18 protein-coding genes are annotated in these 24,320 nt (G+C 70.4%); 12 read left to right on the forward strand and 6 right to left on the reverse strand.

What is annotated here, in order from left to right; all coding sequences use genetic code 11:
- From R0232_RS44790 to nikR, 3 genes are all read right to left on the reverse strand, one after another.
- Positions 1-2,772 carry an ATP-binding protein gene (locus R0232_RS44790; protein ID WP_431513641.1) on the reverse strand — a complete coding sequence of 924 codons (2,772 nt, stop codon included), beginning with the start codon at positions 2,770-2,772 and terminating at the stop codon, positions 1-3.
- A 106-nt stretch (positions 2,773-2,878) separates the two neighbouring features.
- Positions 2,879-4,963 carry a TonB-dependent receptor gene (locus R0232_RS44795; RefSeq protein WP_431513642.1) on the reverse strand — a complete coding sequence of 695 codons (2,085 nt, stop codon included), beginning with the start codon at positions 4,961-4,963 and terminating at the stop codon, positions 2,879-2,881.
- Between the two features lie 93 nt (positions 4,964-5,056).
- On the reverse strand, positions 5,057-5,527 hold the full coding sequence (gene nikR, locus R0232_RS44800) for a nickel-responsive transcriptional regulator NikR (RefSeq protein ID WP_093355885.1): 471 nt from the start codon (positions 5,525-5,527) through the stop codon (positions 5,057-5,059).
- Positions 5,528-5,796: 269 nt separating this feature from the next.
- Here nikR and R0232_RS44805 point away from each other — a divergent pair, with 269 nt between their 5' ends.
- The 12 genes from R0232_RS44805 (at position 5,797) to R0232_RS44860 (ending at position 20,767) form a co-directional block, all read left to right on the forward strand.
- Positions 5,797-7,026, forward strand: a complete 1,230-nt coding sequence (locus tag R0232_RS44805) for an aminotransferase class III-fold pyridoxal phosphate-dependent enzyme (protein WP_431513643.1) — start codon at positions 5,797-5,799, stop codon at positions 7,024-7,026.
- 82 nt (positions 7,027-7,108) lie between these two features.
- On the forward strand, positions 7,109-7,858 hold the full coding sequence (locus tag R0232_RS44810; protein WP_093355890.1) for a GntR family transcriptional regulator: 750 nt from the start codon (positions 7,109-7,111) through the stop codon (positions 7,856-7,858).
- On the forward strand, positions 7,855-8,742 hold the full coding sequence (locus tag R0232_RS44815) for a transketolase (RefSeq protein ID WP_431513644.1): 888 nt from the start codon (positions 7,855-7,857) through the stop codon (positions 8,740-8,742). Before R0232_RS44810 ends, R0232_RS44815 begins: the two co-directional genes overlap by 4 nt.
- Positions 8,739-9,785 (forward strand): transketolase family protein, encoded by a 1,047-nt coding sequence (locus R0232_RS44820; RefSeq protein ID WP_431513645.1) that lies wholly within the window; start codon positions 8,739-8,741, stop codon positions 9,783-9,785. The genes R0232_RS44815 and R0232_RS44820 overlap by 4 nt, the downstream gene beginning before the upstream one ends.
- Entirely contained in the window at positions 9,782-11,239 is a 1,458-nt protein-coding gene (locus R0232_RS44825; protein ID WP_431513646.1) for an amidase, read from the forward strand. Before R0232_RS44820 ends, R0232_RS44825 begins: the two co-directional genes overlap by 4 nt.
- A 52-nt stretch (positions 11,240-11,291) precedes the next feature.
- A complete protein-coding gene (locus tag R0232_RS44830) occupies positions 11,292-13,562 on the forward strand; it encodes a penicillin acylase family protein (protein ID WP_431513647.1) in 2,271 nt (756 codons plus the stop codon).
- Between the two features lie 207 nt (positions 13,563-13,769).
- Positions 13,770-15,368, forward strand: a complete 1,599-nt coding sequence (locus R0232_RS44835; RefSeq protein WP_431513648.1) for an ABC transporter substrate-binding protein — start codon at positions 13,770-13,772, stop codon at positions 15,366-15,368.
- Between the two features lie 12 nt (positions 15,369-15,380).
- Positions 15,381-16,316, forward strand: coding sequence for an ABC transporter permease (locus R0232_RS44840; RefSeq protein WP_057597732.1), 936 nt, complete (start codon positions 15,381-15,383; stop codon positions 16,314-16,316).
- A gap of 10 nt (positions 16,317-16,326) precedes the next feature.
- Positions 16,327-17,202, forward strand: a complete 876-nt coding sequence (locus R0232_RS44845) for an ABC transporter permease (protein ID WP_208509999.1) — start codon at positions 16,327-16,329, stop codon at positions 17,200-17,202.
- Positions 17,203-17,212: 10 nt separating this feature from the next.
- Positions 17,213-18,295, forward strand: a complete 1,083-nt coding sequence (locus tag R0232_RS44850; RefSeq protein WP_431513649.1) for an ABC transporter ATP-binding protein — start codon at positions 17,213-17,215, stop codon at positions 18,293-18,295.
- Positions 18,292-19,284, forward strand: a complete 993-nt coding sequence (locus R0232_RS44855; RefSeq protein WP_431513650.1) for an ABC transporter ATP-binding protein — start codon at positions 18,292-18,294, stop codon at positions 19,282-19,284. The genes R0232_RS44850 and R0232_RS44855 overlap by 4 nt, the downstream gene beginning before the upstream one ends.
- 34 nt (positions 19,285-19,318) lie before the next feature.
- Positions 19,319-20,767, forward strand: coding sequence for an amidase (locus R0232_RS44860; RefSeq protein WP_431513651.1), 1,449 nt, complete (start codon positions 19,319-19,321; stop codon positions 20,765-20,767).
- 22 nt (positions 20,768-20,789) lie between these two features.
- Here R0232_RS44860 and R0232_RS44865 read toward each other — a convergent pair whose 3' ends face one another.
- The 3 genes from R0232_RS44865 to R0232_RS44875 all read right to left on the reverse strand — a co-directional run bounded on the left by R0232_RS44865 (position 20,790) and on the right by R0232_RS44875 (position 24,121).
- The gene (locus tag R0232_RS44865; protein ID WP_431513652.1) at positions 20,790-22,952 is read right to left on the reverse strand and encodes a LamG-like jellyroll fold domain-containing protein; all 2,163 of its coding nucleotides are present in this window, start codon (positions 22,950-22,952) and stop codon (positions 20,790-20,792) included.
- Positions 22,953-23,094: 142 nt separating this feature from the next.
- Positions 23,095-23,829 carry an SDR family oxidoreductase gene (locus R0232_RS44870; RefSeq protein WP_208507989.1) on the reverse strand — a complete coding sequence of 245 codons (735 nt, stop codon included), beginning with the start codon at positions 23,827-23,829 and terminating at the stop codon, positions 23,095-23,097.
- A 37-nt stretch (positions 23,830-23,866) separates the two neighbouring features.
- The gene (locus R0232_RS44875; RefSeq protein ID WP_431513653.1) at positions 23,867-24,121 is read right to left on the reverse strand and encodes an Atu4866 domain-containing protein; all 255 of its coding nucleotides are present in this window, start codon (positions 24,119-24,121) and stop codon (positions 23,867-23,869) included.
- Positions 24,122-24,320 lie beyond the last annotated feature (199 nt).

Below are 24,320 nucleotides of genomic sequence, written 5' to 3' on the forward strand. Positions count from 1 at the left end.
TCAGGCGGTAGCCGGCGCATCGTCCGTGAGCTGGCGCAGCGCCTCGCGCAGCTTGCCGAGGTCGGCCGGCTTCGAGAAGTGGGCGTCGAAGCCCGCCTCGAGCGCCTGGCGCCGGTCCGATTCCTGGCCATAACCGGTCAGCGCGATCAGCGCCATCCGGCGCGTGCCGGATTCACGCTCTCGCTCGCGCACGCGCCGCGCGAGTTCATGTCCGCTCATGCCGGGCAGGCCGATGTCGAAGATGCCCGCGTCCACGGGCCCGGCCTCGAGCAGCTGCAGCGCCTCCTCGGCGCTGCCGGCCTTGCGCACCTCGTGCCCTTCGAGCGCGAACCACTCGGCCAGCACGTCGAGCGCGTCGAGGTTGTCGTCGACCAGCAGCAGGCGCAGGGTGGGGGCCTCGATGGCGGCCGCATCTGCAGGTGCCTCGGGTTCGGTGGCCGCGGCGCCGGCCAGCGGCAGGCGCACGATGAAGCGGCTGCCCTGTCCCGCGCCGGCGCTCTGCGCCTCGATCCACCCGCCGTGCAGCTTCGCGAGGCTCTGCGCGATGGCCAGGCCCAGGCCCAGGCCGCCGGCGGCGCGCTGCAGCTGCTGCGCGCCCTGCACGAAGCGCTCGAACACGTGCGGCAGCAGCTCGGGCGCGATGCCGATGCCCTCGTCGCTGACCGACAGCTCGGCCTGGCCGTCGACCATGCGCAGGTCCAGCGCGATGCCGTCGGTGGGCTGGGTGAACTTGGCGGCGTTGTTCAGCAGGTTGCAGACGATCTGCACCAGCCGCAGCGGATCGCCGAGCACCGGCACCGGCTGGTCGGGCAGGCTCAGCCGCGGCATGCGCGCGCGCGGCTGCAGCGCGGGCTGCGTGAGCTCGATCGCCTTGGCGGCCACGTCGCGCAGGTCGACCGGTTCGGGCCGCAGCACGATCTTTCCCGACACGATGCGCGAGATGTCGAGCAGGTCGTCGACCAGCCGCGACAGGTGGCGCACCTGCCGTTCGATGATCTGGCGCTCGCGCGGAAAGGCCTTCTCGTCCTTGCGCTCGATCAGCGTGAGCGCGAGCGAGATCGGCGCCAGCGGGTTGCGCAGCTCGTGGCCCAGCATGGCGAGGAACTCGTCCTTGGCCTGGCTCGCCACCTCGGCCTGGGTCTGCGCCTTGCGGGCGCGCGCGAGCAGGCGCACGTTGTCCAGGGCCAGCGCGGCGCGCTGCGCGAGCTCGCCGATCAGCGCGCCGTCGGCCGGCGAGAAGCGCCGCTTCGAGCGGTCCTGCAGGATCGCCATCGCGCCGATGGTGCGGCCGCGCGCCACCAGCGGCACCACGCAGCCGGCCGTGAGGCCCAGCATCTGCACGAAGCCGCGCAACTGCGGGTCGAGCAGCTCGAAATCGCCGGGACGGTCGAGGTTGCCGATGAAGGTCTGGCCGCTGGCGATGGCCCAGGGGAACGAGCCCGGGCCCGTGGTCGGGGCCGCGCTGTTGTCCACGAACTTCGCGATCTCGGCGCTGCGCGCGGGGTCGGCATGGTGGGTGAGCTTGCGCTCGAGCACGTCGTGCTCGTCGAGCAGGTCGATGCGGCAGAGGTCGGCCACGTGCGGCACGATGATGCCGGCGATGGCCTGCAGGGTCGACTCCTCCTCCAGCGAGCGCGACAGCACCGCGCTTGCGCTCACCAGCCGCTCGAGCTGCGTCTGCGCCGCCTGCGCCACGGTGCGCGCCTCGCGCTCGGCGTTCAGCAGGCTGTCGCGTTCGGCCTCGTGCTCGGTGCGTTGCGTGGAGGCATCGGCCAGCGCCTGTGCCACGGCGTCGATCTCGGCGATGCCCGAGGCATGGGGCGAGACCGGCAGGCGGTGTCCGAGCGCGTCGGCGCTGCGGCGCAGGCGCGCCATCGGCCGCGTGATCGAGCGCGACATCCACCAGGCCACGAGCGCGCCGAGCAGCAGCGACACCAGCAGGCCGCCGCCATAGGCGACCAGGGTGCGGCGCAGTGCGTCGTCGGCCACCGCGGTGGGGGCGCCGAGCGCGACGATCCAGGGCGTGACGTCGATGCGCGCCACGGCCGTCTGCACCTCGGTGCCGTCGACGTTGCGCGTGGTGCCCACGTATTCGCGCCGGTCCTTCATCTTCTGCAGCAGCGCGCGCAGGCTGTCGCTGGGCGCGCGGCCGCGAAAGCGCTCGTCCTCGCGCGAGCGCGCCACGCGCGTCAGCGCCGAATCGAAGACCGAGACCGTCCAGCCTTCGGGCACGCGCTGGCGCGCCAGCACGGCGCCGATCGCCTCGGGCCGCACGATGGCGGTGAGCACGTAGCGCACCGTGTCGTCGCGTATCACCGGCACCCGCACCGCGAAGGCCAGGTTGCCGCGCGGTCCCGGCGTCAGCGCGCCGATGCCGGGCTGGCGCGTGCGGATCACCTCGGCCAGGCTGGCGGCCTCGACCACCTCGCCGTCGGGTCCGGCCACCGAGCCCTCGCTGCTGAAGACCACCTTGCCCGAGGGCGCGATCAGCAGCACGCCGCGCCACTCGGGATGCGTGGCGCGCAGCGACTTGGCGAGCACCAGCGCGTCGATCAGGCCGCTGTCCTCGTTGGCGCCCAGCGGCTCGGCCAGCGCCAGCGCCTGCAGCGCCGAGATCGTGAGCCGCAGCTCGCTGTCGACCGAGGTGGCGAGCGCGCGCGCCACGCCCATGGTGGAGGTCTGGGTCTGCGCGCGCTGGGCCTGGAGCAGGCCGTTGAGCGCGAAGCCGCAGACGACCGCGAGCGGCAACAGGGCCGCCGAAGCGACCAGCATGAGCCGGACCGAAAGGGAGGGAGCGCGCATTCGCCTGAGGTGATCAACCGCGGAAGCGGTGATTGTTGCTCAGCCGGCGCGGGCGGCCATCCCGGGTTTTCGGTAGCTAGAAGGTCCAGCGCGCGCTGACCCGCGCGCTGCGCGGCTCCATCGGATGGATGTGGCGACCGTCGATGCCGTCGCCGCAGGCACCGCGCGCCACCTCGCCCGCGCTGCACGAGGCGTAGAAGTACTCGATGTCGTTGCCCTTGCGGCCTGCGAGGTTGAACACGTCCAGGCCCAGGGTGAGCTGCTTGTTGACCGCGTAGCGTGCGCCGAAGTTCAGCAGCGTGGTGGCGCGCGAGCGCACCGTGTTCAGCGTGTCGAGCGCGCGCGGGCCCATGTAGCGCAGGCGGAGCGAGGCCGTCAGCGGGCCCTCGGTGTAGATGACGCCCGCGGCGAACACGCGCTCCACCGCGTTGTCGATGTAGTTGCCTTCGCCCTCGGGCGCCAGGCCCCGGAAGCGCGCGCGCGAGATCGCCGCATCGGCCTCGAAGCGCCAGCGCGAACCGAGCTTCCAGCGCAGCGTGGCCTCGATGCCGCGGCGGCTGCTGGCGCGGCCGGGCTCGGTGGTGCCGGCGTCGCCGACATAGACCAGCTCCGAATCGAGCCGCAGTTGCCACAGCGCCGTGGTGAGGCTGAAGTCCTCGCTGGGCTGGAAGCGCCAGCCGATCTCGGCACCGCGCCCCTTCACGAGCGCGGGCACACGGTCCGCGGGCAGGCCGTTCGTCGGATCGACGTTGATCGTTGCGCCGCGCACGTCGTTGCTGTGGAAGTCCGTGCCCACGTTGAGGTAGAGCTCATGGGTGGGTGTCACGGTGAAGGCCAGGCCGGCCTTCGGGCTCACGAGCGAATCATGGCCGCGTCCGCTGTTGATCGGGCCATAGAGCGGCTCGCGCCCCTGCACGTCGTAGCGCAGCAGGTCGCCGCGCAGGCCCACGTAGCCGCGCCAGCGCTCGCTGAAGTTCACGAGCTGCTGGGCATGCATGGAGAACAGGTCCTGCTGCACCTTGTCGTTGCGCACCGTCGAAATCCGCTCGCGCGCCGCTGTGTTGTACAGGCCCACCTCGCCGATGCGGTCACCGCGCCAACTGCCTCCGAAGCTCAGGACGCCATCCAGCCCCCCGATCGAGTTAGGCCTGCTGTGCGTGCCTTGCAATCCGAAGACCCGACGACGATCGGTCTGCTCGAACTGGTCGCCCTGCTCGGGGTTGTTGAGGAAATAGGTGAAGTCCGAGAACAGGTCGAAGCGGTAGTCGATGACATAGCCACTCAGTTGCGTCTGCCCCTCGGGGCTGTTGTCGAACCACTTGCCCGACAGGCTGAGGCGGCGCGTCTTGCCGCCATCGGTGGTGTTGAGCGAGCCGAAGCGCGAGAGCTCGCCGCTGTCGACCAGCCGCTCGGGGATCTGGTCGGTGGAGTTCCAGCGGCTCTGGTAGGCCATGGCCGTGAGGCTGAGCCCGCGCACCGGCGAGCCCTGCGAGTAGCGCAGCACGGCATTGGCCTTGCGCAGGCGCTCGGGCGTGTCCCAGGGCCCGTTGTTGCCCTCGAGCTCGATCGCACCGAGCCAGGTCTGGTCCTGCACGGTGCGCGAGCCGGCCGCGAGCAGGCGGCGGAAGTGGTTGGCGCCCAGCGTGACTTCGGCAAAAGGCGCATCGAGCGCGCTCACGTAGTCGAGCGATGCCGTGCCCGCGAGCGCGAAGTCGCCGCCATCGGCGAAGTAGGGCCCCTTGCGGTAACGCACGCCCGAGACCAGGTCGGGGATCAGGAAGTTGAGGTCCGCGAAGCCCTGCCCGTGGCCGTGCGAGGGCATGTTGACGGGCATGCCGTCGACCGTGACCGCGAAGTCGGTGCCATGGTCGAGGTTGAAGCCGCGCAGGAAGTACTGGTTGGCCTTGCCGTCGCCCGAGTGCTGGGTGGCGACCACGCCGGGCACGGCCTCGACGATGTCGCCGGGGCGCAGCTTGGGGCGGGCCTGGAACGAGGCTTTCTCCACCGCGCCTTCGCTCGCGCTGTCGGCCGTGCCGATGGCCGCATCGCGCGGGCCGCTGACCTCGATCGGGGGCAGGTGGACGGGCTGGGCACAGGCCGGAACGCCGGCAAGCATCGCCGTGGCGAACAGGCACGGGGAGCGCCGCGGGAGGATGCGCATGGATCCCTCTTCTAATGTATGAACAACTTTGAATTATTCATACGACAGGGCGTGAAACCATACGCCAATCGGCGCACGCGGCCGGCGCGGCGCTCAGTTCAGCGGCTTCAGGTGGCGGTGCGGCCTGGCGTTGCCATGGGCATGGGACTCGCCCGCGTCGAGCGGCACGAGGTGCACGTTGCCATGGCGCACCCCGCGCAGCGCCACCAACTGCTCGGCGCAGGCGCGCACCGCGGCGGTGGGACCGCGCAGCACCACGGTCTCGAGGCAGTGGTCGTGGTCGAGGTGGGTGTGCAGGCTGGTGATCACCAGGTCGTGGTGGTCGTGCTGCAGGTCGAGCACCCGCGTGGTCACGGTCTGCTCGTGGTGGTCGTAGACATAGCTGACGTTGGCCACGCACCAGTTCGAGCGCTTCGCCGCGGGCTTGTCGAGCGAGGCACTGCCCAGGCGCGAGCGGATCAGGTCGCGCACGGCCTCCGAGCGGTTGACGTAGCCCTTGGCGGCAATGAAGGCATCGAACTGGGCCGCGAGTTCGTCGTCGAGGGAAATGGTGAAGCGTTGCATGGCGCGGGCGGGAAGGGGAGGGCGCCCGCATCATAGGAGCAGCGCGTGCCGATGCGGTCGATCCGCCCCGTGCCCGCCCATGCCGAGAAGCCCTCGATCCTGCGAAGGACCGAGGGCTTTTTCATGGGCGAAACCCCGCGCGCCGGAGGCGCCGCGAACGCGATCCATCGGATTTGCACTACATCAAACATGATATATCATGTGTCAAACTTCGAAAAAGCAGCCAAGGATCCCGCATGCCGTCCGTGTCTTCCGCCGCCTCTTCCCCTTTGTCGAACCGTCACGATCTCCAGCTTCGGCAACGCGCCGCCAAGGTCGTGCCCGGCGGCATGACGGGGCACCTGAATGCGGCCTCGCTGCCCGCGGGCTATCCGCAGTTCTTCGAGCGCGGCCAGGGCTGCCGCGTCTGGGACGTCGACGGCAACGAATACATCGACTTCATGTGCAGCTGGGGCCCGAACCTGCTGGGCCATCACCATCCGGTGGTCGATGAGGCGGCCCGCAAGCAGCAGGCTCTGGGCGACTGCCTCGACGGCCCCACGGCGCGCTTCGTCGAGCTGGCCGAACGCTTCGTCGCGCGCAGCGCCCATGCCGACTGGGTGCTGTTCCAGAAGAACGGCACCGATGCCACCACCGTCTGCCTGATGGTGGCGCGCGCGGCCACCGGCAAGCGCAAGGTGCTGGTCGCGACCAAGGCCTATCACGGCGCAGACCCCTGGTGCACGCCGATCCCCCAGGGCATCACGCCCGAGGACCGCGCGCACCTGATCCACTACACCTACAACGACATCACGAGCCTCGAGGCGGCTGTGGCCCAGGCGGGAACGGACCTCGCCGCCATCGTCTGCGCGGCCTTCAAGCACGACCTGGGCATCGACCAGGAGCTGCCCACGCCCGCGTTCGCGCGCCGTGCCCGCGAGCTGTGCGACCAAGCGGGTGCCGCGCTGATCCTCGACGAGGTGCGCGCGGGCTTCCGCGTGCATGCGGGCGGCAGCTGGGAGACGGTGGGCGTGCGCCCCGACCTCAGTGCCTGGAGCAAGTCGATCGCCAACGGCTATGCACTCGCGGCCGTGACCGGCGTCGATGCGCTGCGCGAAGCGGCCACGCGCATCTACACCACGGGCTCGTTCTGGTCGGGCGGCGTGGCGATGGCCGCGGGCCTGGCAACGATCGAGGTCGCCGATGCGCAGGACGTGGTGGGCCATGTGCAGGCCATGGGCCAGCGTTTCCGCGACGGCATCGCCGCGCAGTCCGCGAGCCATGGGGTGCCGGTGCGCCAGACGGGCCCGGCGGCGCTGCCGCTGATCCTGTTCCACGAGGACCCGGGCTTCGACAAGGGGGCAGTGTTCACGGTCGAGGCGTTGCGCCGCGGCGTCTACCTGCACCCGAAGCACAACATGTTCCTGTCGCTGGCACACACCGTGCAAGACATCGACCTGGCCCTGCAGGCCACCGACGCGGCCTTCGCCGCCGTCGCCCAACGCTTCGGCCACCGCTGAGCCACTCCCGTGCGAGTCCCTGAAACGCCGACGCCACAATAGCCGCGCGATTCACGCACCCGCACTCAAGGAGAGAGAAGCCATGGCAACCCCCGTCATCAACGTGGTCGAACGCACCAACCTCGCGAGCCAGATCTACGAGCATCTGCGCGAGCAGCTGATGTCGGCCACCTTCCAGCCGGGTCAGCGCCTGAAGATCCGCGACCTGGCCAAGACCATGGGCACCAGCGAGACGCCGGTGCGCGAGGCCCTGATCCAGCTCGTGCGCGACCGCGCGCTCGAGATGAAGGAGGGCTACTTCATCCGCGTGCGCCAGCTCACGCTGGCCGAGTACCTCGAGCTGCGCGACATCCGCTTCGCGCTCGAGCCACTGGCGGCTGAGCGTGCCGTGCCCCTGCTCGACAACGCCACGATCAAGCAGCTGACGGAAAGCCATCGCCTGCTGGTGCGTGCGGAGAAGACCAAGGACTACCGCGCGGCCCTGCAGCACAACTTCGATTTCCACTTCGGCATCTACCGCCATTCGGGCATGCCGCAGCTCACCGAGCTGCTGGACCGCATCTGGGTGCAGGTCGGACCGATGCTGAACTTCCTCTACCCGCACGGCCATCCGACCTACGACGCCGAGCACCAGCACGTGAACGTGCTGCGCGGGCTGCAGCAGCGCGACACGGCGATGGTGCGCAAGGCCATCGAGGACGACCTGATCGAAGGCGGCCGCGACTTCGTGCGCGTGCTGAAGGAAATCGATGCCAATCCCGCGCGCGCGGAGGAACTGCTCGCGCTGCGCAACCAGCCACCCCCTTCCAGCAGAAAGAAAAGCCCGACATGACGGACCCCGGCAGCGCCCTGCACCCCACGGCATTCCCTCCCGACTGGCAACGCCGCGACCGCCTCGCGCTGCCCGTGCCCGAACTCCGGCGCGTGGCGCACACCTTGCGCCGCCAGGTCATCGAGCTCGTGCGCCGCCATGGCCAGGGCTATGTGCAGCAGGGGCTGGGCGCTGCCGAGATCTTCGCGAGCCTCTACTTCCACGAGGCGCGCATCGACCCCGCCGACGCACGCTGGGAGGAGCGCGACCGCTGCATCCTCTCGACCGCGCACAACTCCGCGCTGTTCCATGCGGCGCTCGCGCTGCGCGGCATGATCCCCTCGGCCTCGCTCGACGACTACGTGAAGGACGGTTCGGCGCTCGAGATCAATGTCTCCGAGCGGCTCGGCCCCGTGGTCGAAGGCACCTTCGGCTCGCTGGGCCAGGGCATGTCGGTGGCCGCCGGCATGGCGCTGGCCTCGCGCATCCGCGGCATCGACTACCGCGTGAACGTGGTGCTCGGCGACGGCGAGCTCGAGGAAGGCCAGGTCTGGGAGGCCGCGATGCTCGCGGGCTCCGAGGGCCTGCACAACCTCTGCGTGGTGCTCGACCTCAACTGGATGCAGGTCGAGGGCCACACCGACAGCGTGCTGCGCCTCTCGCCCATCGCCGACAAGTTCCGCGCCTTCAACTGGCAGGTGATCGAGCTCGACGGCCACGATCTCGAGGCGCTGCTCGCGGCCTTCGCGGCCGCGCGCGGGCAGGCCGCGCGGCCGACCATGATCGTCGCCACCACGGTGCCCGGCAAGGGCGTGAGCCTGCTCGAGGGCGTGATCAGCCACAACGCGAAGCTGCCGGCCGAGGTGGCCGACGCGGCGCTGCGCGAACTGGGAGAGATGGCATGAACGCGAACATCAAGGCGCCGGCGCGCGCGCTCGAGGTCGAGGACTTCACGCAGGGCGGTGCCCACACCGCGATGTCGGCCGCGCAGTCGGCGGGTGCATCTTCGGTGCCGCGCTACTACGGCGAGACGCTGCTGGCATTGGCGCGCGAACGCAGGAACATCGTCGCGCTCTCGGCCGACCTCACTTCGTCGACCGAGACCGACATCTTCCGCGACACCTTCCCCGAGCGCTTCCTGAACCCCGGCATCGCCGAGGCCAACATGGTGGGCGTGGCCGGCGGCCTCGCGCGCAGCGGGCTGCAGGCCTGGGTCCACACCTTCTGCGTGTTCGCCACGCGCCGGCCCTTCGACCAGATCGCGATGCAGGTCGCCTATCCGCGCACCGACGTCAAGATCGTCGGCTTCCTGCCGGGCCTGTCGACCATCCTCGGCGTGAGCCACCAGGCGATCGACGACATCGCGCTGATGCGCGCGCTGCCGAACATGACGGTGATCGAGCCCTCGGGCCCGGCGCAGGTGCCGGCCGCGGTGCGTGCCGCGGCCGACCACAAGGGGCCGGTGTACCTGCGATTGCTGCGCGCGTCCGCGGCCCTGCCCGAAGGCACGCCCTGGGAGCCGCTCGAGCTCGGCCGCATCCAGCCGCTGGACGACGGCGACGGCGAGGCGCTGATCGTCGCGAGCGGCCTGATGGTCGAGCCCGCGAAGGCGGCGGCGCGCGCGCTGCGCGCGCAGGGCATCGCGGTCGCCGTGGCCAACGCGCACACGCTCAAGCCTTTCGACGAGGCCTTCATCCAGCGGCAGCTTGCGCGCCGGCGCCTGATCGTGACGGTGGAGAACCACTCCATCGTCGGCGGCCTGGGCTCGGCCGTGGCCGAGGTGCTGGCCGAGGCCGGTGCCGGCACGCGGCTGGTGCGCCTGGGCGTGCGCGACCGTTTCGCGCAGGGTGCGTCGATGCCCTGGCTGTTCGAACGCCACGGCCTCACGGCGCAGGGCATCGCCGACGCGGTGCGCGAGGCATTGGCGTCCGGCGAGAAGACGCGATGAGCGACGCCGTGCTGGTGCCCGAGCTCTGCCGGCTGCCCGCGCGCGAGCTGGCCGCGCTGATCCGGCGCCGCGCGCTGTCGTCGCGCGAGGTGGTGAGCGCCTTCCTGCAGCAGGTCGATGCGCTCAACCCGCGCTTCAACGCGATCGTCTCGCGCGTCGAGCACGAACAGGTGCTGGCCGAGGCCGACGCGGCCGATGCCGCGGTGGCGCGCGGCGACGCGCTGGGCGCGCTGCATGGCCTGCCGCAGGCGATCAAGGACACGGCGCCGGTGCGCGGCATGCGCTCCACCTTCGGTTCGCCGCTGTTCGCCGACCACCTGCCGGCGGCCGACGCGATCATGGTCGAGCGCATGCGCGCGGCCGGCGCGATCTTCATCGGCAAGACCAACGTGCCAGAGTTCGGCCTGGGCTCGCACACCTACAACCCGGTGTTCGGCGCCACCGGCAATGCCTGGGACCCGCGCTTCAGCGCCGGCGGCTCCAGCGGCGGCACGGCGGTGGCGCTCGCGCTGCGCATGCTGCCGGTGGCCGACGGCGCCGACATGGGCGGCTCGCTGCGCAACCCCGCGGCCTTCAACAACGTGCTGGGGCTGCGGCCCTCGCAGGGACGGGTGCCGTTCTGGCCGCGCGGCGATGCCTTCGCCGGGCAACTGACCACCGAAGGCCCGATGGGCCGCAGCGCCGACGACCTCGCGCTGCTGCTGTCGGTGCAATCGGGCTACGACGCGCGCGCGCCGCTGTCGCTCGACGGCGCGGTGCCCGACTGGCACGACCGCCTCGAGCGCGACTTCGCCGGCGCGCGCATCGGTTGGCTCGGTGACCTCGGCGGCCACCTGCCGTTCGAGCCCGGCATCCTCGCGCTGTGCGAAGCGGCGCTCGCGCGTTTCGGCGATGCGGGCCTGCATGTCGAGCCGGTGCATGCCGACTTCGACTGGGAGCGCGTCTGGCACGCCTTCACCGTGCTGCGCCAGTTCATCATCGGCGGCAAGCATGGCGCGCACTACGACATGCCGGCCTCGCGCGCGTTGCAGAAGCCCGAGCTGCAATGGGAGATCGAGCAGTACCGCCGGCTCTCGGCCGACGACCTCTACCGCGCCGCGCTCGACCGCACCGCCTGGTACGACTGCCTGCTGGGCCTGTTTGAACGGCACGATTTCCTCGCGCTGCCGACCGCGCAGGTCTTCCCCTTCGCGATCGAGGAGCACTGGCCGCGCGAGATCGCGGGCCGTGCCATGAGCAGCTACCACCGCTGGATGGAGGTGGTCACGCCTGGCACGCTGTCGGGCTGCCCGGTCATCAGCCTGCCCGTGGGCTTCGATGCGCGCGGCCTGCCGATGGGCATGCAGATCATCGGCCGCCCGCGCGACGACCTGTCGGTGCTGCAGCTCACGCACCTCTACGAAAGCCTCAGTCCCTTCCTGCGGATGGCGCCGCCCGCGCTGCGCATGGATTGAGGGGCGGGCTCCCGCACACACACAGAACGAACGAGACAAGGAGCACCCCCCGATGAACCCGACCCGCCCGCTCAAGGGACTGCACGCCCCGGTGGACCTGTGGCGCGATGCCTGGGGCATTCCGCACCTGCGCGCCGCCAACGCCGACGACGCCTTCTTCGCGCTCGGCCATGTGCATGCGAGCGACCGCCTGTGGCAGATGGATGCGCTGCGCCGCCGCGCGATCGGCCGCTATGCCGAATGGATCGGCCCGGCCGCGCTGCCGATGGACATGCTGGTGCGCCGGCTCGGCCTGGCCGAGTGCAGCCGCCGCGACCTGGCCGCGCTCGGCGCCCCCGCGCGCGCGATGCTCACGGCCTACACCGCGGGCGTGAACGCCTTCATCGCCGAGGGCCAACTGTCGCCCGAGTACGCGCTGCTCGGCGAGACGCCCGAACCCTGGGAGGAATGGCACAGCATCGCGGTGCTGCGCCAGACCGGGCTGCTGCTGAACTCGGTCTATCCGAAGCTGTGGCGCGCCATCGCGTTGCCGGTGATCGGCGCCGAGGCGATCGACCGCCTGCGCATGGACGACGGCGGCGAGGAACTGGTCTGCCTGCCGCCGGGTTCGCTGGCCCGGCGCCTGTCGCCCGACATGGCCGAGCTGGCCGATGCCATCTCGGCCTTCATCGGCGAGGCCGACACCGAGGCGGCCGGCGGCGGCAGCAACAACTGGGCGGTGCACGGCAGCCGCACGCGCAGCGGCCGGCCGCTGGTGGCCGGCGATCCGCACCGCGTGCTCGACATGCCCAACATGTACCTGCAGTGCCACCTGGCCTGCGATGCCTTCGACGTGATCGGCCTGACCTCGCCGGGCGTGCCGGGCTTTCCGCACTTCGCGCACAACCCCGACGTGGCGTGGTGCGTGACAGTGGCCTTCGTCGACACGGCCGACGTCTACCTCGAGCGCTTCGAGGACGAAGGCCGGCGCTACCTGCGCAGCGATGCGCCCGGCGGCGGCGATGCCCAATGGGCCGAGGTCGAGCGCCGCGTGGAGCGCATCCGCGTGCGCGGCCAGGCCGACGTGGACTGCGAGATCCTCGTGACCGCGCGCGGCCCGGTGGTGGCCGGCGACGCGAAGAGCGGCAGCGCGCTGGTGCTGCGCCATTCGGCCGACGTGGAGGCCGACCGCTCGCTCGACTGTATGCGTCCGATGATGGAGGCGCGCAGCGTCGATGCGCTGTTCGAGTCCGTGCGCGGCTGGGGCCTGGTCGACCACAACCTGGTGGCCGGCGACACGCAGGGCCACATCGGCCACCATGTGCGCGCCAAGGTGCCGCGGCGCGCGGCCGCCAACGGCTGGCTGCCGGTGCCAGGATGGCTCGACCGCCATGCCTGGAAGGGCTGGATCGACTGGGAGCGCATGCCGCGCCAGATCGATCCCGAAGCGGGCCTCATCGTCACCGCCAACAACCGCGTGGTCGAACGCCATGACGACTACCTCTGCACCGACTGCCATCCGCCGCACCGCGCGCAGCGCATCTGGCAGATGCTGGTGGCGATGGAGTCGGCCGACGTCGCCGGCATGGAGGCCGTGCACCGCGACACGCTGAGCCTGCCGGCGCGCGAAATCTGTGCGCGGCTCGCACCGTTGACGCTGGCCGATGCCCCGTCGCGTGCATTGCGCGACCGCCTCGTGGCCTGGGACGCGCGCCTCGAGGCCGATTCGCGGGAAGCCGATGCCTATGTTTCGCTGCGCATGGCGCTGGCGCGCGCGGTGGCGCGGCGCAGCGGGCTCGCCGCGCTCGATGTGAGCCGGCAGCGCACCGTGCCGCCCGGCCTCGCGATCGACTACCAGCTCGGCTGGTGCGTGCCGCAGTTGCTGCGTGCCGACGATCGCGCGCTGCTCGGCGGCGCGAGCTGGGACGAGGTGCTGACCGAGGCCCTGGCCGAGGTCGCGCGCCTGCCGGTGGCGGCATGGGGCGAGCGGCACCGGCTCGAGCTGCGCCATCCGCTGGCGCCGGTGTTCCCTGCCGAGCCCTTGGTGGCGCCGCGCGACATGGGCGCGATCGGCGGCGACAACGAAACCGTCTTCACCACCGGCTACCTGCCGCACCTGGGCCTGCACGCGCACTACGCCTCGCTGGCGCGCTACGTGTTCGACGTGGGGCAGTGGGAGGCCTGCCGCTGGATCGTGTTCCACGGCGCGGCCGGCGATCCGCGCGATGCGCACTATGCCGACCAGAGCGACACCTGGCGGCGCGCGGAAACGGTGCCGATGCACTACGACTGGCGCACCGTCGCGGCCGAAGCCGCTTCGCACACGCGGCTCACGCCGGCCTGAGGCCGCGGCGCGCGAGCGCCGCCGGCATCGCGAGCACAGCGCCTGCCGCGAGGTCGGCGCAAAAAAGAGAAAGCGAGCACAGCTCTTGCATGGGAGATGCCCGGATTGTCTTCGTTTGACACATGATATATCGTGTATCAAATTTCATATCGAGAGATTTCCAGCGTTTTTCCACGAACCCTCGAAACCCTGAAAGGAACCCGGCTCATGAAGAATTCCCCTCCCCTGTACGCACGGCTCGCCGGCTGGGCGGTGGCATGCGCGGTGGGCGCGGCCGCGACCGCCGTGTGCGCGCAGAACGCACCAGCGCCGGCCAAGACCCTGCGCATGGCGATCAACAACGACCTCAAGGTGGTCGACCCGCTGTTCAGCAACACCTACGTGACGCGCGACTACGGCTACATGGCCTTCGACACGCTGTTCTCGCGCGACAGCAAGGGCGAGCCCAAGCCGCAGATGCTCGAGCGCTTCACGCAGTCGCCCGACAACAAGGCCTGGACCTTCACCCTGCGCCCTAGCCTGAAGTTCTCCGATGGCAGCGCCGTGACATCGGCCGACGTGGTGGCCACGCTGCAGCGCTGGGCCAAGCGCGCGACCATGGGCCTGCTGCTGGCCGACTCGGGCGCGGAGTGGAAGGTGGTCGACGACAAGACCTTCTCGCTGCAGCTCAAGGAGGGCATGGGCCAGGTGCCGCTGATCCTCGCGGCCAAGACGCTGTTCATCGTGCCCGAGAAGCAGGCCAAGGCCTTCCCCGACGCGCCGATCCCCGAACCCATCGGTTCGGGCCCGTTCATCTTCAAGCGCGACGAATGGATCCCGGGCAACCGCATGGTGTTCGTGCGCAATCCCAACTACGTGCCGCGCAGCGAGCCGGCCGATGGCCTGGCCGGCGGCAAGCGCGTGAAGCTCGACCGCGTCGAGTGGCGCTACATGCCCGATGCCAACACCTCCACCTCGGCGCTGAAGAACGGCGAGGTCGACATCGTCAACGTGGTGCCGCCCGACTACCAGGCCGCGCTGCGCACCGACGCCAACGTGCGGCTGGCGCAGACCGGCATCTGGCAGCCGTTCATGGTGGCCAACACGCTGGCGCCGCCGTTCAACAACCCGAAGGCGCGCGCGGCGCTGATGCACCTGGTGAACCAGGAGGAGATCCTCGCGGGCATGGGCTTCACGCCCGAGCCCGGCAAGTCCTTCTACTGCCCGGCCGTGTTCATGTGCGGCGCGCCCAACGAGACCGCCGCGGGCGCGGAAGCCTTCAGGAAGCAGGACTTCGAGAAGGCCAAGGCGCTGCTCAAGGAGGCGGGCTACAAGGGCGAGAAGATCGTGTTCCTGCAGCCCACCGACGGCACGCAGTCGATGGCCGCGCTGATCTGGATCCAGTACCTCAAGAAGGCCGGCCTGAACCTCGACGTGCAGGTGATGGACCAGTCCTCGGTGCTGGCGCGCGTCTACAAGAAGGAAGGCCCGGCGCAGGGCGGCTGGAGCCTCTACCTCACGGCCTCGAAGAATGCCGACGTCGACACGCCGCTGACCAACGGCTGGGTGCTCTCGTCGTGCAAGGGCAGCGTGGTGCCGGGTTGGCCGTGCGACGCCAAGATCGACGAACTGCGCGACGCCTGGATCCGCGAGGGCGATGCCGCCAAGCGCAAGCAGCTGGTGGACAACCTGCAGCGCCGCTTCTATGAGGCGCCGCCCTACATCCCCTACGGCCAGTACCCGGCCACCTTCGCGGCGCGCAAGGACGTGAAGGGCACCGAGCTGTTCGGCATGGGCATTCCGATCATGTGGAACGTCGAGAAGTAAGGGGACCGCGGCATGGAATATGTGATCCGGCGCGTGCTCGCCACGGTGCCGGTGATGCTGGTGGTGTCGGTGATCGTGTTCCTGCTGATCCACCTCGCCCCCGGCGACCCGGTGCTGCTGATCGTCGGCGACTTCGCCACGCCCGAGCAGATCGCGCAGACGCGCGCCGCCCTGGGGCTGGACCAGCCGCTGTGGCACCAGTTCGTGGTCTGGGTCGGCAACGTGGTGCGCGGCGACTTCGGCGTCTCGCTGTTCAACCAGATGCCGGTGTCGCAACTGCTGGGCCAGCGCATCGGCGCCACGCTGTCGATCGCCTTCTTCACCATCCTGGTGGCGGTGATGCTGTCGATCCCGCTGGGCGTGCTCGCGGCCTACCGCGCCGGCAGCTGGATCGACCGGCTGGTGATGGTGTTCGCGGTGTGCGCGTTCTCGATGCCGGTGTTCCTCACCGGCTACCTGCTGGTCTACACCTTCGCGCTCAAGCTGCAGTGGCTGCCGGTGCAGGGCTACCGCGGCATCGCCGAGGGCGTGCTGCCCTGGCTCAAGCACCTGGTGCTGCCGTGCCTGAACCTCGGGCTGCTCTACACCGCGCTGCTCACGCGCATGACGCGCGCCTCGATGCTCGAGGTGCTGCACGAGGACTACATCCGCACCGCGCGTGCCAAGGGCCTCGGCGTGCTGCCGGTGCTCGGCCATGCGCTGCGCAACGCGGCGATCCCGATCGTCACCACCATCGGCGTGGGCATCGCGCTGCTGCTGGGCGGCGTGGTGGTCACCGAGACCGTGTTCTCGATCCCCGGACTCGGCAGCCTGGTGGTCGACGCGGTGCAGCACCACGACTACCCGGTGATCCAGAGCCTGCTGCTGCTGTCGGCGGCGGCCTATGTGCTGATCAACCTGCTGGTCGACCTGAGCTACAGCCTGTTCGACCCGCGCATCCGCTATTGAGGCCCCGCGAATGACCGAAGCCATCCTGAACCCCGGCGCCGCGCGGCGTCCTCCCTCGCCGGCGCTGCGGCTGCTGCGCAAGCACTACACGCTGATCCTCGGCGTGCTGATCCTGCTGGTGGTGGTCACGGCCGCGCTGGGCGCGCCGTGGATCGCGACCCACGATCCCCAGGCCATCAACCCGATCGCGCGCATGAAGGCGCCCTCGGCCGACCACTATTTCGGCACCGACGCGCTCGGGCGCGACACCTTCAGCCGCGCCGTCTGGGGCGCGCGCGTCTCGCTCGTGACCGGCGCCTCGGTGGCGCTGCTGGCCACGCTGCTGGGCGTGCTGCTCGGCCTGCTGGCGGGCTTCGTGCGCTGGACCGACGGGCCGATCATGCGCGTGATGGACGGCCTGATGGCGATCCCCGGCATCCTGCTGGCGATCGCGCTGATGGCGCTCACCAAGGCCAGCCTGACGACGGTGATCGTCGCCATCACCGTGCCCGAGGTGCCGCGCATGGTGCGGCTGGTGCGCGCGCTCTCGCTGTCGCTGCGCGAGCGGCTCTACGTGGAGGCCGCGCATGCGCTCGGCACGCGGCTGCGCACCATCCTGTGGCGGCACGTGCTGCCCAACATCCTGGCGCCGCTGCTGGTGCAGGCCACCTTCATCGCCGCGTCGGCGGTGCTGGCCGAGGCCGCGCTGTCCTTCCTCGGCGTCGGCGTGCCGCCGCAGGTGCCGAGCTGGGGCAACATGATCTCGGAAGGCCGCAACCTGATCGCGATCGTGTTCTATCCCATCGTGTTCCCGGGCCTGCTGCTCGGGCTCACGGTGCTGGCGATCAACCTGCTGGGCGACGGCCTGCGCGATGCGCTCGACCCGCACGTGGCGCGCCAGCTCTGAGGACATGTCCATGAACGACACCCCCCTGGCCGCCAAGGGCGCGGCGCACCGCGCGGGCGATGCGCCGCTGCTCGAGATCGACGGCCTGCACACCTACTTCGACACCCTGGCCGGCGAGGTGCGCTCGGTCCACGGCGTCTCCTACCGCGTCGAGGCCGGCCAGACGGTCGGCGTGGTCGGCGAATCGGGCTGCGGCAAGAGCGTGACGGCGCTGTCCGTGATGCGGCTGATCCAGACCCCGCCCGGGCGTTTCGCCGGCGGTGCCATCCGCTACCGCGGTACCGACCTCTTGAAGCTCAGCGAGGCCGAGATGCGCCGCATCCGCGGCAACCGCATCTCGATGATCTTCCAGGAGCCGATGACCTCGCTGAACCCGGTGCTGACCGTGGGCCGGCAGATCGCCGAGACCGTGATGCTGCACCAGCAGGTGGGCCGCCGCGAGGCGCTGGCGCGCGCCACCGAGATGCTGCGGCTGGTGCAGATCCCCGAGCCGCAGCGCCGCGTCAACGAGTATCCGCACCAGCTCTCGGGCGGCATGCGCCAGCGCGTGATGATCGCGCTGGCCCTGGCCTGCCATCCCGAGCTGCTGATCGCCGACGAGCCGACCACCGCGCTCGACGTGACGATCCAGGCCCAGATCCTCGAGCTGCTGCGCGGCCTGCAGCGCGAGCTCGGCATGGGCATCGTGATGATCACGCACGACCTCGGCGTGGTGGCCGAATGCTGCGACCGCGTGGTCGTGATGTATGCGGGGCGCAAGGTGGAGGAGGCCGACGTGCTCGACCTGTTCGAGCGGCCGCTGCATCCCTACACGCGCGCGCTGATGGCCTCGATGCCTTCGATGAACACCCACAGCGCGCGGCTGACCGAGATCCCCGGCATCGTGCCGTCGCCGCACGAGGCGGTGCGCGGCTGCGCCTTCGCGCCGCGCTGCGGCTTCGCGAGCGAACGCTGCCGCAACGAGGTGCCGCCGCTCGAGGAACACGGCGCGGGCGCGTCGCACCTGTCGGCCTGTTTCCATGTCGAGGAGCTGGTTCGCACGACCGAAGTACCGACGGCCCAGGCTGTCTTGCTGCAGGAGGCCGGCGCATGAGCACGAACGCGGCAACCGAGGCGGGCACGCCCCTGCTCGAGGTGCGCGACCTGCGCAAGCACTACCAGTCGCCGGGCTCGTGGATCTCGCGGCGCAAGGCCTCGAAGGTCTATGCGGTCGATGGCGTGTCCTTCTCGGTGGCCGCGGGCGAGACGCTGGCGCTGGTCGGCGAATCGGGCTGCGGCAAGACCACCACCGGCAAGTCGATCCTGCGGCTGATCGAGCCGACCTCGGGCACGGTCCGGCTCAACGGCCGCGACCTGCTCTCGCTCGACGCGGGCGCGATGCGCGAGCAGCGGCGCGAGATGCAGATCATCTTCCAGGACCCCTACGCCTCGCTCAATCCGCGCATGACGGCCGGTGAGCTGGTGGCGGAGCCGCTGCGCAACTTCGGCGTGTCGAACGGCGCGCAGCGCAACGAGCGCGTCGCGTGGCTGTTCTCGAAGGTCGGCCTGCGGCCCGAGGCCATGAAGAAGCTGCCGCACGAGTTCTCGGGCGGCCAGCGCCAGCGGCTGGGCATCGCGCGTGCCCTGGCGCTGAACCCGAAGCTGATCGTCTGCGACGAGCCGGTGTCGGCGCTCGACGTGTCGGTGCAGGCGCAGGTCATCAACCTGCTGACCGACCTGCAGGCCGAGTTCGGCATCGCCTACCTGTTCGTCGCGCACGACCTCGCGGTGGTGCGCCACATCAGCCACCGCGTGGCCGTGATGTACCTCGGCAAGATCGTCGAGATCGCCGGGCGCGACACGCTGTTCAGCGCGCCGCTGCATCCCTACACCGAGATCCTGCTGTCGGCGGTGCCCGTGCCCGATCCGCGCGTGCGCACGCAGCGCCGGCTGCTCAAGGGCGATCCGCCCAACCCGGCCGCGCCGCCCTCGGGCTGCCGCTTCCACACGCGCTGCCCGATGGCGCAGGCGCGCTGCGCCGAGGAGGAGCCGGTGCTCGAACAAAAGACGGCGGGCCAATGGGTGGCCTGCCATTTCCGCTGACTGCAAATCCACTCACACAAGGAAAGCGATACCGATGATTGCCGAATACGACAAGCTCGATGCCGTGGCCATGGCCGACCTGGTCCGCCGCCGCGAGCTCAAGGCCGAGGAACTGCTCGACGAGGCCATTGCCCGCACCGAGGCGCGCGACACCGTGCTCAACGCCGTCACCACGCGCTTCTTCGACCTCGCGCGCGACCGCATCGCGCAGGGCCTGCCCGACGGCCCGCTGCGTGGCGTGCCCTTCCTGCTCAAGGACCTGGGCGTGTTCTACGCCGGCACCAAGACCACCAGCGCCTCGCGCCTGTTCGCCGACTTCAGCTCGCCGATCGACAGCACCCTGGCCGAGCGCTACGTGCGCGCCGGCCTCGTGATCTTCGGCAAATCGAGTCTCTCGGAGTTCGGCATCAGCGCCACCAACGAGCCCGAGATCTTCGGCCCCTGCCGCAACCCGTGGAGCCTGGAGCACACCACGGGCGGCTCGAGCGGCGGCGCCGCTGCGGCCGTGGCCGGCGGCATCATCCCGAGCGCGCACGCGGCCGACGGCGGCGGTTCGATCCGCATCCCCGCTTCGCACTGCGGCCTGTTCGGCCTCAAGCCCACGCGCGCGCGCGTGCCGCTCGGCCCGCACATCAGCGAGAGCTGGGCCGGCATGACCATCCACCACGTGGTGACGCGCTCGGTGCGCGACAGCGCGGTGCTGCTCGACGTCTCGCAGGGCGCCGCGCCCGGTGATCCGTACTGGGCACCGCCGCCCGCGGCCTCGTACCTCGAGCTGACGAAGCGCGATCCGCAGCGCCTGCGCATCGCCGTCTCGCTCAAGTCCTTCGAGGCCGTGACGCTCGATCCGCAGGTGCGCGCCGGCGTCGAGAACGCGGCGAAGCTGTGCGAATCGCTGGGCCACCAGGTCGAGTGGGTCGATCCCGCGCTGGACGACGTGATCTCCGACGACGAGTACCTCCAGTGCCGCGCCGACATCATCCACGCCAGCATGTACACCTCGCTGCTGCGCCGCAACCGGCAACTGGGCCGCGACTTCAGCGGCCGCGACCTGCAGCGCGTGACCGCGCTGTTCGCCGAGGCCGGCCGCGAGGTGAGCGCGCAGACCTACCTCAACGCCATCCAGACCCTGCAGCGCGCGAGCCGCGCCCTGGGCCAGCAGTTCGAGAAGTGGGACGTGCTGCTCGGACCCGTCTGCGCCACGCCGCCGCACAAGCTCGGCGAGGTCGACATGGAGAGCACCGACCTCGCGACCTACAAGGCCATCGCGCGCAGCCACACGGGCTACACCTCGATCTGGAACGTGGCCGGCAACCCCGCGATGTCGGTGCCGCTGCACTGGTCGACCGAAGGCCTGCCGATCGGCGTGCAGTTCACGGGGCGCTTCGGCGCGGAAGATACGCTGTACCAGCTCGCTGGGCAGATCGAGCGCGCGGCGCCTTGGGCGGACCGCAGGCCGGCGGCGTTTCCGGCCACGGCCTGAGGTCGCACCGCGCCCGTGGCGCCTAGCGCCGCGCGGTGAGCCACTGCGACGGCGTCAATGCCGCCGCGACCACGCGCACCTCGCCGATGTTGCCGAAGAAGCCGTCGGCGCGGTCGCCGTCCCACGAGCCGCCGCCCACCACCCAGGGCGAGCTCGCCGACAGCGTGGCCAGGCCGGGGATCGCGGCGGCGTTGCGCAGCACCGGTGCGCCCTCGACGTACATGGTGGTGTCGTGCGAGACCGGGTCGTTCACGATGGCGATGTGCACCCAGCGGTCGGCGATCACCTCGCCCGACCAGTTGGCCTTGGGCTCGCGCCGGCCCGCGGGGCTCGGCACCACCTCCCACTGCACCTCGCGCAGGCTCGAGATCGCGAACAGCATCGGCGGCGATTCGCCGTCGCCGCCCGCATAGCCCGCGAGGTCGCCGCGGCGGCCGTCGCGCGTCATGATGTTCATCCACGCCTGGTTGCCGCTGGTCCAGCTCTTGTCGATCTTGACGAAGGCCTCGACCGTGTAGCCGCTCTCCAGCGTCTGCGCATTGATCGGCGCGCTGGCGTCGGTGAGGAAGTAGCTCAGTCGCGGCGTGTTCTTGTTGGTGTTGAGGAAGCGCACCGACCCCGGCGCCGCCGACAGGTGATGGCGGTCGTCGGTCCAGACCACGTCGCCATGGGCCGCGCCCTTCACGCCGCCCTGGTCGAGCGCATCGCGGTGCAGCGGGTTGTTGCCCGTGACGTCGGCCACCACCGTGCCCGGCAGCACCGGCTGGTTGAGCGCGCCGCCGAAGAAGCGCCAGTGCGCCAGCGTGTTCGCGACCTTCGGATAGTCCTCCGCGTCGGCGGCGGGGCGCTGCGCGACGGTCTCGGGGTCCTTGTAGTTGGCGAGGATCATCGCGCGCGCCTTGTCGACCAGCGAACCCTCGATGACCGCGCTGCCGCTGCCGAAGGCCTTGTTGAAGCCGGCGAAGCGCTGCGCGAAATCCATCTCGATCTCGAAGGCCTCGTTGGGCGTGGTCAGCACCGCCTGGTCGAAGGTGTTGAGCGTGGCGGCCGGCTTCTGCGGCACCCATGGCGAGAACGACAGCACCTTGATCTTCTTGTTCGTCAGGTCGAACTCGTAGAGGCGCATCAGGCCGTTGCCGCCCTGGTAGGCCATCTGGTAGTCCACCACCATCTCCTCGACCTTGTGGCCGAAGTCGTTGGTCTTCGTGAGGTGCGCGGCGCCGTGGTGGTGGCCGTTGAGCGTCATGAAGATCTGGTCGTTGTCGCGGATCAGCTTCTCCCACAGCATCTTGCCGTAGTCGGTCTCGAGCGGGCTGGTGCCGTCGGCATCGATGTTGAGCAGCTGGTGGTTCGACAGGATCACCGGCAGGGTCGGGTTCTTCGCGATCACCTGGCGCGCCCAGGCGATGCCCGCGGCGGAGATGCGCCACGACAGCGACAGCACCATGAACTTCTGGCCCTGCGCCTCGAACACGTGGTACTCGTGAAAACCGCTCGGGTCGCGCCCGCCGAAGGTGGCCTGCTTCTTCGCGCGCTCGGTGCCGAACCACTGGATGTAGGGCTCCTTGCTCGGATCGCGGTCCGCATCGGTACCGCCGACCGGGTCGACGCCGTAGTCGACGTCGCGCAGCACGTCGTGGTTGCCGGCCAGCACGCTGTAGGGCAGCTTCGCGTCCTCGAGCAGCTTCATCGCCGCATCGGCCACCTTCCACTGGTCGGGCTTGCCGACCTGGTCGACCACGTCGCCGAGGTGGATGGTGAAGGGGATGTTGAGCGCCTTGGCGTTGTCGGCGATCCACTTCGTCTGCGCGGCGAAGGGCGCGCTGCCGAAGCGCTTGTCGTACTGGTCGCTCTCGGCCGCGGTGGCGTAGCGCGCGTAGAACTGGGTGTCGGGCATCACGGCGAGCGCGAAGCTCGAGATCTTCGCGGCGACCGGCGGCGCCGGTGCCGGCGCGGGGGCCGCCGGGGCGGGCGCGGGCAGGGCGCCCAGCACCGGCGAACCGCCGCCGCCACCGCAGGCGGCGAGCAGCGCGCCGCTGCCGCCGAGGGTCAGCAGCGAGGCGCCGAGCTTGAGCAGGTCGCGCCGCGGCGGCGTGGTGGATTCGGGAGCGGGGGCCGGATGCGGCGTGGAAGGCGAGGCGTCGCGCGGCGAGGTCGTGCCGCGCGGATCGTCGGAGAAATTCATTGCAAGCTGAACGAAAGGATGAAGGCGCGCAGCGTAGGAAGACGGGGTGACGTGGGCGTGTCAGCGGCGTGACGCTTGCGGCTGTCATGGCGATCGCGCGCTGGACGCCTGAAGCGGCGCCCGGCGCGCGTCGAAGCGACGCTCAATGCGCGCTGGCAGTCGGCCGAATGACGATCTCGCTCGTGTCCACGTCCTCCGGCTGCGAGATCGCGAAGTCGATGGCGCGCGCGATCGCCGATGCGCTGATCGCCACCTTCCTGAACTCCTTCATCTCTTCGCGGCCCTTCTGGTCCGAGATGGTGTCGGCCAGCTCCGACTCGGTCACGCCCGGGCTGATCGTCGTGACGCGGATGTCCTGGTGCTCCTGCCGCAGGCCCTCGGAGAGGGCCCAGACCGCGTACTTGGTCGCGCAATAGACGGCGGCCGTGGGCGAGACGGCGTGCGCCCCGATCGACGCGACGTTGATCACGTGGCCCGCGCCCTGCTTCTGCATGGTGGGCAGCACGGCGGCAATGCCGTGCAGCACGCCGCGGATGTTGACGTCGATCATCCGGTCCCACTCGTCGAGCTTGAGCGAGGCGAGCGGCGACAGGGGCATGACGCCGGCGTTGTTGACGATGACGTCGATGCGGCCGAAGCGGGCGATGGCGTGGGCCGCGAAGGCCTGCACGTCCTCGCGCCGCGTCACGTCGAGTGCGCGCGCCTCGGCGATGCCGCCGGCGGCGACGATGTCCGCGACGATCCGGTCCAGCCGTTCGGTGCGCCGGGCGCCGAGCAGCACGGTGGCGCCGTTCTTCGCGAGCAGGCGGGCGGTGGCTTCGCCGATGCCGCTGCTGGCGCCGGTGATGAGGACGATCCTGGAAGTCTTGGCGTTCATGGTTGGGTCTTTCTAAGGTTGGAAACGAGGGTTCGGGTCATCGGGTGCTGGCAGGCGCGACGCGCCGCAGCACCATCCCGCCGTGATGCAGCACGCCGTCGATGAAGTCGCCATCGGCCGTGAAGCCCGTGTCGTCGACGTACTCGATGTGGGTGCCTTCGACGACGTAGCGGCCGCGGTAGGCGCTCTCGCGGTTGCCGCGCGCCTCGTCGTAGCGTCCGTTGGGCAGCAGCTGATGGCGCACGTGGCCGTCGCCGGTCACCCACATGCCGAGGTAGGGATGCGTTGTCATGTCCGATTCCTTTGGAGATCGAGCTTGGGCTCGGTGAGGGGTGGCGAGGGCCGTGCCAAGGGCCAGGAGCCCGAGGGCCAGCAGACCGCGCCGCATGGGTTTCCGGCGGTTGCGAGCCGCTGGAGAAGAGGTGGTTCGTGAAGTCATGGGCTGACTTTAGGAAGGCGCGACGGTTAGGAGAACTCCCCGAGCGCTGACT

The sequence above is a fragment of the Variovorax sp. DAIF25 genome, assembly GCF_050711835.1.
Taxonomy (GTDB): domain Bacteria; phylum Pseudomonadota; class Gammaproteobacteria; order Burkholderiales; family Burkholderiaceae_C; genus Variovorax.